We start from the raw sequence: 6,825 nt of genomic DNA on the forward strand, positions 1-6,825 counted from the left end.
GCCGGATGGCGCGACTTTTCTTCGAGGACACACCATGGACAAGCTTCGTCACATCGCGCTTTCGGTCGAAGACCCCGAAGCGGCTGCGCAATTCTTCGAGCAGGCATTTGGCATGTGGCGCGCGGGCAATGCGATGCGCGGCGTCTATATGACGGACGGCACGATGAACGTCGCGCTGCTGAATTTCCGCGACGAAACCGTGCCGGGCTACGCCGGCCTCAAGGACGTGCGCGGCGTGATCCATTTCGGCATGTGGGTGGATAACGTCGAGGAAACCGCGGCGCGCGTGGTCGCGGCGGGCGGTACGTATCTGACGGGACGCCACGAGAAAGATCCGAACGTGTTCTACGAAGTGAAGTACCGGATGCCCGACGGCACCGTGTTCGACATCACCGAAAACGGCTGGAAAGGCGCAGTGAAAGAAGTCGCGCCACTCGCCGCGAAACCCGATACACAGGCATGAGTGCCCACCCGACACGGCGCCAGGTGCTGGCGCTGATTCCGCTGCCAGGGGCGACCGTGGACGCGCTGCAGCGCGAGTACACGTTGCACTACCACCCGGATGGCGCAACGCTCACGGTATTCCAGCAGCTGCACACGCAACCCGTGACCGCGGTTGTCACCAACGGCTCGACCGGGCTCACGGACGTGCAGATGGCGCAGTTGCCCGCGCTCGAGATCGTCTGCGCATTCGGCGCCGGCTATGAAAACGTCGATGTCGCCGCTGCGGCGCGGCGCGGGATCGTCGTCACGCACGCGCCCGGCGCGAATGCGGACACCGTCGCCGACCATGCACTCGGCTTCATGCTCGCGCTCGCGCGCGGCTACGCGCCGCTAACGGAAGCGGTGCGCGCGGGCCGCTGGCGCAGCGCGCGCGACGAACGACCGACGCTGACGGGCGCGACGCTTGGCATCGTCGGCATGGGGCGGATCGGGCGTCTGATCGCCACGCGCGCTACGGCGTTTTCGATGGAGACCGGTTATCACACGCGGCATCCGCACGATGCTGTCGCGTATCGCCACTACAGCGATCTCACGCAACTCGCCGCCGCCAGCGACTTCCTCGTGATTGCGTGCCCCGGTGGCGCCGCGACCCGGCATCTGGTGAATCGCGCGGTGTTGCGGGCGCTTGGGCCCGCGGGCTACGTCGTAAATATTTCGCGTGGCTCGGTGCTCGACACATCCGCGTTGATCGACGCGCTGCGCGAGGGCGAGATCGCCGGCGCGGGCCTCGACGTCATCGAAGGCGAGCCCGAGGTGCCCGCCGCGCTGCTGCATTGCGAAAGCGTGCTGCTGACGCCGCATGTCGCGGGCCGCTCGCCCGCCTCGCTCACGGCGCAACGCGACGCGCTCCTCGCGAGCCTTGCGCAGCATTTCTGCGGCGTGCCTGTCGAATTCGCCGTCCACACACCCTGAGGCACCCGCTTTGCGGCGCGGCGGCCTCGACACAGACCGCCGCCGCGCCGTGCGTTGCGCCCCTGTCCTGATGGAAAACGCCCATGAACGTTCGATCCTCGCGCGCGCTCGCGCTCTGCCGTTTCAGTGCCGCTGTTGCGGTGTCCATGATGACCTGCCCATCCGCCGAAGCCGAATCGTCGGCGACGCTGTACGGGCTCGTCGGGCTCGATGTCGCCAGCACGAAACGCAGCGACGGCCCGCCCCGCAGCTTCGCCGAACAGAGCCCGGGGCTCACCGCGCCGTTCTGGGGCTTGCGCATCACCGAAGAACTCGGCGGCGGATATCGCGTCGTCGCCGCGCTGGAGAGCTTTTTTCAGCCGGTGAACGGAGGTATCGGCAGAACCTCCGCCGATCCGTTGTGGGGACGCAATGCGTATGTCGGCATCGCGGGGCCGTTCGGCACCGTGACGCTGGGAAGGCAGACCAATCTGCTGTATCTCGCCGAACAGGCCGTCAATCCGTTCCAGGCGTCGATCCTGTTTTCGCCGCTCGTCATGCAGACGTTCACCGCGCCGTACGGCGGTGCGATCGCGGGCGACACGGTCTGGAACAACGCGATCCAGTACCGCACGCCCAATCTCAGTGGCCTGACGGCCACGGCCGTGTTCGCGCCGGGCGGGATCGCCGGATCGGACAGCACGTTCAACGCGGGACTGTCGACGCTCTACGCGAACGGATCGCTCACGGCTGTCGCGACAGTGCAACGTACGCGCGTGGTCGCGGGTGTGGCGGCGCCGACACAGATCGCGTATATCGCGGGTGCCGCGTACGATTTCTCGCGCTTCAAGCTGTACGGCGCACTGCAGGGCACACGCACGGACGCCACCGACATATCGACGAAAACGTACGAAGCCGGTCTCGCGCTACCACTCACCAGCCGGTTCTCGATCCTCGCGGAATGGGCGTACACACACCGCAGCGCGACGCGGGGCGTCACATCGTCCCGCAATACGGGCACGGCGGGCCTCGACTACTTCCTGTCGAAACGCACCGACGTGTACCTGCTCGGCGTCTACGACAGGCTCGCAGGACACGCCACGGCAATGACCTATGCGACCGGAATCCGGCACTCGTTTTGACGCACACGGCCATCCGGGTCTTCCCGCTATAACCAAATCGCTGTTTTGTATAAAAAAATAATGCTCGGAATTCAATTTTTGCCGTGAGTATAATTTTTCACAGTCTGTGTATACACGATGTTTTCACAGGTAGCCGGACTGACCGGACGCCGCTGAACAGGCAGTCGAAGCATGGTTCTGCGCGGCAGCATCCTCTCGCATACGACAAGAACGATATTGTTTGGAGAATCCATGGAAAAGAAGGCAATCGTGTCCGCCTGCATGCTGCTCGCATGCGCTGGGGCACAGGCTCAGTCGAGCGTTTCGCTGTCCGGTTTCGTCGACCTGAACATCGAACATCTGATTTCTTCCGGCAGCGGCGGCAACGTGACCCGCATGTCGAGCGGCGGCCTGAACAACTCGCGCTTCAACCTGAGCGGCGTCGAGGATCTGGGCGGCGGCAACAAGGCGTTCTTCACGATCGAGCCGATGTTCTCGGCGAACACGGGTGTGCAGTCGGCGCAGTTCCGCCAGTCGTTTGTCGGGGTGAAGGGCAACTGGGGTGAAGTGACGATGGGGCGTCAGTTCACGCCGTCGTACTGGATTGCCGGTTACGCCGACCCGAGCTGGGCCGCCGACTTCAGTATGGTCAACAACATGGAGTTCTTCTACGCGTCGTACCGCGTCGACAATGCGATCCAGTACAAGACGCCGAACTTCTACGGCTTCACGGGCCGCGTGATGTACACGACGGGTCTCGGCGACAGCACACGCGCAGGACGTTTCCTCAGCACGAGTATCGACTTCCGTCGCGGTCCGCTGTTTGTCGGCGCGGTCAGCGAACTGCAGTACACCCGCGACATCTTCAGCGCATCGCAGATCCATTCGTCGCGCGACAACTATTTCTCGGCGGTGTACCGCTTTGGCGGGTTCGAACCGACCGTGATCTATCACACGTACAACGGCTATTACGCGTACCCGCCGTATGTGGCGTTCAACGCGCAGGGCTGGGACGCGCAGATCGGCGCGCGCTGGAACATCGACGGCCGTAACCGCGTGTTCGTCAGCTACGTGCACCGTCATGATGACAACAATACGGAAATCGCGAGCGCAAACGGTGTGGTGCTCGGCTACCTTTACGGGCTGTCGAAACGCACGGACCTGTATGCCACGTTTGCGCACGTGAAGCATCAGCATGACGTGCCGGTGCCGTACCCGGTCACGTTCCAGGTGTACCCGAACGGCGGACAGAACCCGACTGGCTTCCAGCTCGGTATCCGTCACGCGTTCTGATTCCGGTTCATTTCGATTCGAACAAAAACGTATTGCCCTGCCCGCGTTTTTTTGTCGGGCCGGGCGCGCGCTTCGCGGGCCACGACGGCCGCTCGTGCGTGAGACTCACCATAACAAGGAGGAAGCCATGCTTCGCAAGCGAAATTTCAGACTCGCCCTCGCGACCAGTTCCGCGCTCTCGGTACTCGTCATGACGGCGTGTACCACCGCGGAAACCGCGCAGCCGGCGGCCGGTGCTACCGCCGCGTCCGCGACGTCCACGACGGCGGCCGCAACCACGCCCGCGTCCGCACCTGCTGCACCTGCTGCGCCCGTCGCGCAGGGCACGCCGGGCAAGCCGAGGGTTCAGGACCCGTATCTCGCTGCGTGGCTGAGCCTGACGCCCGATCGCGCGCCCGCGCCGCTCAAGCCCGGTGTCGACTACGGGATGGACCCGGCAACCGGCGAGTTCGTCTGGCCGAAGGCCACACCCGAAGTGCACAAGGGCCAGCCGTTCCCCGGCGAAATGACGAAGTGGGACAAGAAGAGCTTCACCAAAAACGTCGAAGTGCTGGCGTTCTATCCGGGCGTCGACTCGCCGTTCCACGCATGGAATAACGTCGCCGATTTCGATGGTCACCGCTATCTCTACATCCATGACCGCGACTATCTGCGCATCATGGACGTCACCGATCCCGCGCATGGCAAGGTCGTGTTCTCGTCGGGCGGCGTCTGGGGTCCGAAGGGTCCGAGCGAGCGGTTCGATGCGAACAACGTCCAGGATTACCTCGGCGGCGCCACCATCGCCTGGAACAAAAAACTCGGCAAGCCGGTGCTCGTCGCGTCGTTCGAAATTGGCCGTTATGGCCTCATGACCGACAAGTCCGAGCAGCCCGACAAGGTCGCCGCGCAACGCCACTACAACTCGCTGAAAGGCTTCAAGGTCTTCGCGATGAATGGACCGTTGCCGAGCCAGTGGGAACTGCTCGCGACCCGCACGACCGACTACAAACACCCCGATGCGCCCATCGGCCAGCAGCAGGGTTCGGGCTCACTCGATGCACCCGAGTACTACGGCGGCAAATACATGATCCTGTCGTCCGCACCGGACGACACGTACGGCCTGACCGAATATCCGAACTATCTGTACTCGCCGGGCTACCAGGTGTGGGACATGTCCGATCCGGCGAATCCGAAGTTCGTGTCGCAGTTCTCCGTGCCGGGTCAGATTCTCGGCAAGCCCGAAGACGAACAGGCGTACCTGATGAATCCGCGCGCGGGCAACCGCACGTCGTGGATGGGTTCGCGTATTCCGGTGTTCCTGCCGAAGCCGCTCGAAGCGGGCGGCAAGATCGGCTTTGGCGCGATGGGGGGTCTCGGTCTCTATTCGTTCGATCTGTCCGCGCCGGCGAATCCGAAGGTGCTCGGCCACGTGAACACGCCGCCGAGTTTTGCCGGCACCGAGTACGACAACGCGGACGTCAGCCAGTACGCGCGCACGGGGTACGTTCTGACGAACGGCTATCCGATGAACCGCGACTGCTACGAGCCGTACAAGGACATCTTCGTAGTCGATGCGCGCGATCCGTCGCACATGAAGGTGGCGACCACGCTGCCACGTCCGACGCCGCCCGAAGGCGCGTCGTACACGAGCTTCTGCCAGCGCGGCGGCAATTTCGGGCCGAAGCGGGCGAACGCGATCGGTCAGCCGGGCGGCTGGCGTCAGGGCATCGTGCCGTATTCGTTCTATAACGCGGGCGTGCAGATCTATGACGTCCGGAATCCGGAAAAGCCGACGATTGCGGGTTACTTCGTCCCGGCGCTCGCCGACGAAACCGAACTGCCAAGCTATACGCTGGGTAAGGGCGTCTTCGCGATCTACACGGAATACGACCGCAACATCATCTGGGCCTTCACGGAAAACGGAGCGTACGCGCTCTCGACGCCGCTGCTCGGCAAACCGGTAATGGGTCCGGCTGCAAAGCCGTGGCCGGCGCGTTAAGCGTGCCTTGAGCGTGTGCACAGCGTCATCCTTCGATCGAACCCTGTGTTCGTTTGAGCGATGACGCGAGTCAGCCCAGATTGCCTCGTTTCCACGTCAGCCTGAATTCAAGGCGCTTTGCCCTGCCCTCGCGTCATGCGTGCGGCAGGTCTTTTTTTATTTGCAGGAGTTGAAAGTGAAAGTCACGTTGCTGCTGGCTTGTGCCACGGTTTTCTTCGGCGTTGCGAGTGCGAATGCGTGGGCAGCGGATGGAACGGCGCGCTCATCCAGCGAGGAGACCTGTCGCGCGTGCCACACGCTCGATACGAAGAAGATCGGCCCGCCCTTTCGTGCGATCGCCGAGCGCTACGGCAACGACGCGGACGCGGTGGCGAAGCTGAAAAAGAGCATGATGGAAGGCAGCACGGGCAAATGGGGCACGGCGCAGATGCCACCCAACGCGATCTCCGCGGCGGACGCGGACCGGTTCGCACACTGGATCCTGAGTCTCAATCAGCATCCGGCAAAACCGGCGGCGCCGACTGCCGATGCGTCGTCGCACAAGATGCAGTAACGCCTGATCGATGCGACGCGCGGGATTTAGAACCCACGCGTCGTCCGGTTGCCTCGTGCCTGTTACGGAGCCGAGGAAACAGTCGCAGGCCGAACCGCGGGGGTGATCGTGAGTGACCTGAGTTCGAATCTTGTGACGCCTTCGTCATCGTCGGTATCGAGCGGCAGCGACACGCCATAATCGTAGAGCCACACCGAACGCCAGTAGTGCTTCACGCCTTTTGCCGTGGTTTCTTCGCAGCTGTAGTCGATCGCGTCGCCGCTCAACACCGGAAAAATCACCGACGCCGGCCGTTTGCGAGCGGTTTCGCACAATGCGATTTTTGCGCCGTCGCTCGACGGCTGCGGCTCTGCGAATTCGAAACGCGTATTTGTGAGCGAACAATATAGTTTGACACCGCGTCTTCAATAAAATCAGAGGGTTGGCGATGCACTGATGCGGGTACAAAAACAATAAAGTTTGACACAACCGCTGTCGCCCCC

The 6,825-nt window shown here is 63.1% G+C and carries 7 protein-coding genes; 6 read left to right on the top strand and 1 reads right to left on the bottom strand.

The window, feature by feature from the left end; translation table 11 throughout:
* Positions 1–34: 34 nt before the first annotated feature.
* From LPA36_RS28805 to LPA36_RS28830, 6 genes are all read left to right on the top strand, one after another.
* The gene (locus LPA36_RS28805) at positions 35–463 is read left to right on the top strand and encodes a VOC family protein (RefSeq protein WP_228883918.1); all 429 of its coding nucleotides are present in this window, start codon (positions 35–37) and stop codon (positions 461–463) included.
* The gene (locus LPA36_RS28810; RefSeq protein ID WP_228883919.1) at positions 460–1,416 is read left to right on the top strand and encodes a 2-hydroxyacid dehydrogenase; all 957 of its coding nucleotides are present in this window, start codon (positions 460–462) and stop codon (positions 1,414–1,416) included. Before LPA36_RS28805 ends, LPA36_RS28810 begins: the two co-directional genes overlap by 4 nt.
* 83 nt (positions 1,417–1,499) lie before the next feature.
* Entirely contained in the window at positions 1,500–2,537 is a 1,038-nt protein-coding gene (locus tag LPA36_RS28815) for a porin (RefSeq protein ID WP_228883920.1), read from the top strand.
* Between the two features lie 231 nt (positions 2,538–2,768).
* Positions 2,769–3,809: a porin gene (locus LPA36_RS28820; protein WP_228883921.1), complete on the top strand. Its 1,041-nt coding sequence runs from the start codon at positions 2,769–2,771 to the stop codon at positions 3,807–3,809.
* A gap of 127 nt (positions 3,810–3,936) precedes the next feature.
* A complete protein-coding gene (locus LPA36_RS28825; RefSeq protein WP_228883922.1) occupies positions 3,937–5,790 on the top strand; it encodes an LVIVD repeat-containing protein in 1,854 nt (617 codons plus the stop codon).
* Positions 5,791–5,965: 175 nt separating this feature from the next.
* On the top strand, positions 5,966–6,343 hold the full coding sequence (locus LPA36_RS28830) for a c-type cytochrome (RefSeq protein WP_228883923.1): 378 nt from the start codon (positions 5,966–5,968) through the stop codon (positions 6,341–6,343).
* 62 nt (positions 6,344–6,405) lie between these two features.
* Here LPA36_RS28830 and LPA36_RS28835 read toward each other — a convergent pair whose 3' ends face one another.
* Positions 6,406–6,657 (bottom strand): hypothetical protein, encoded by a 252-nt coding sequence (locus LPA36_RS28835; protein WP_228883924.1) that lies wholly within the window; start codon positions 6,655–6,657, stop codon positions 6,406–6,408.
* Positions 6,658–6,825 lie beyond the last annotated feature (168 nt).

Source organism: Paraburkholderia saeva (assembly GCF_907164555.1).
Taxonomy (GTDB): Bacteria; Pseudomonadota; Gammaproteobacteria; order Burkholderiales; family Burkholderiaceae; genus Paraburkholderia; species Paraburkholderia saeva.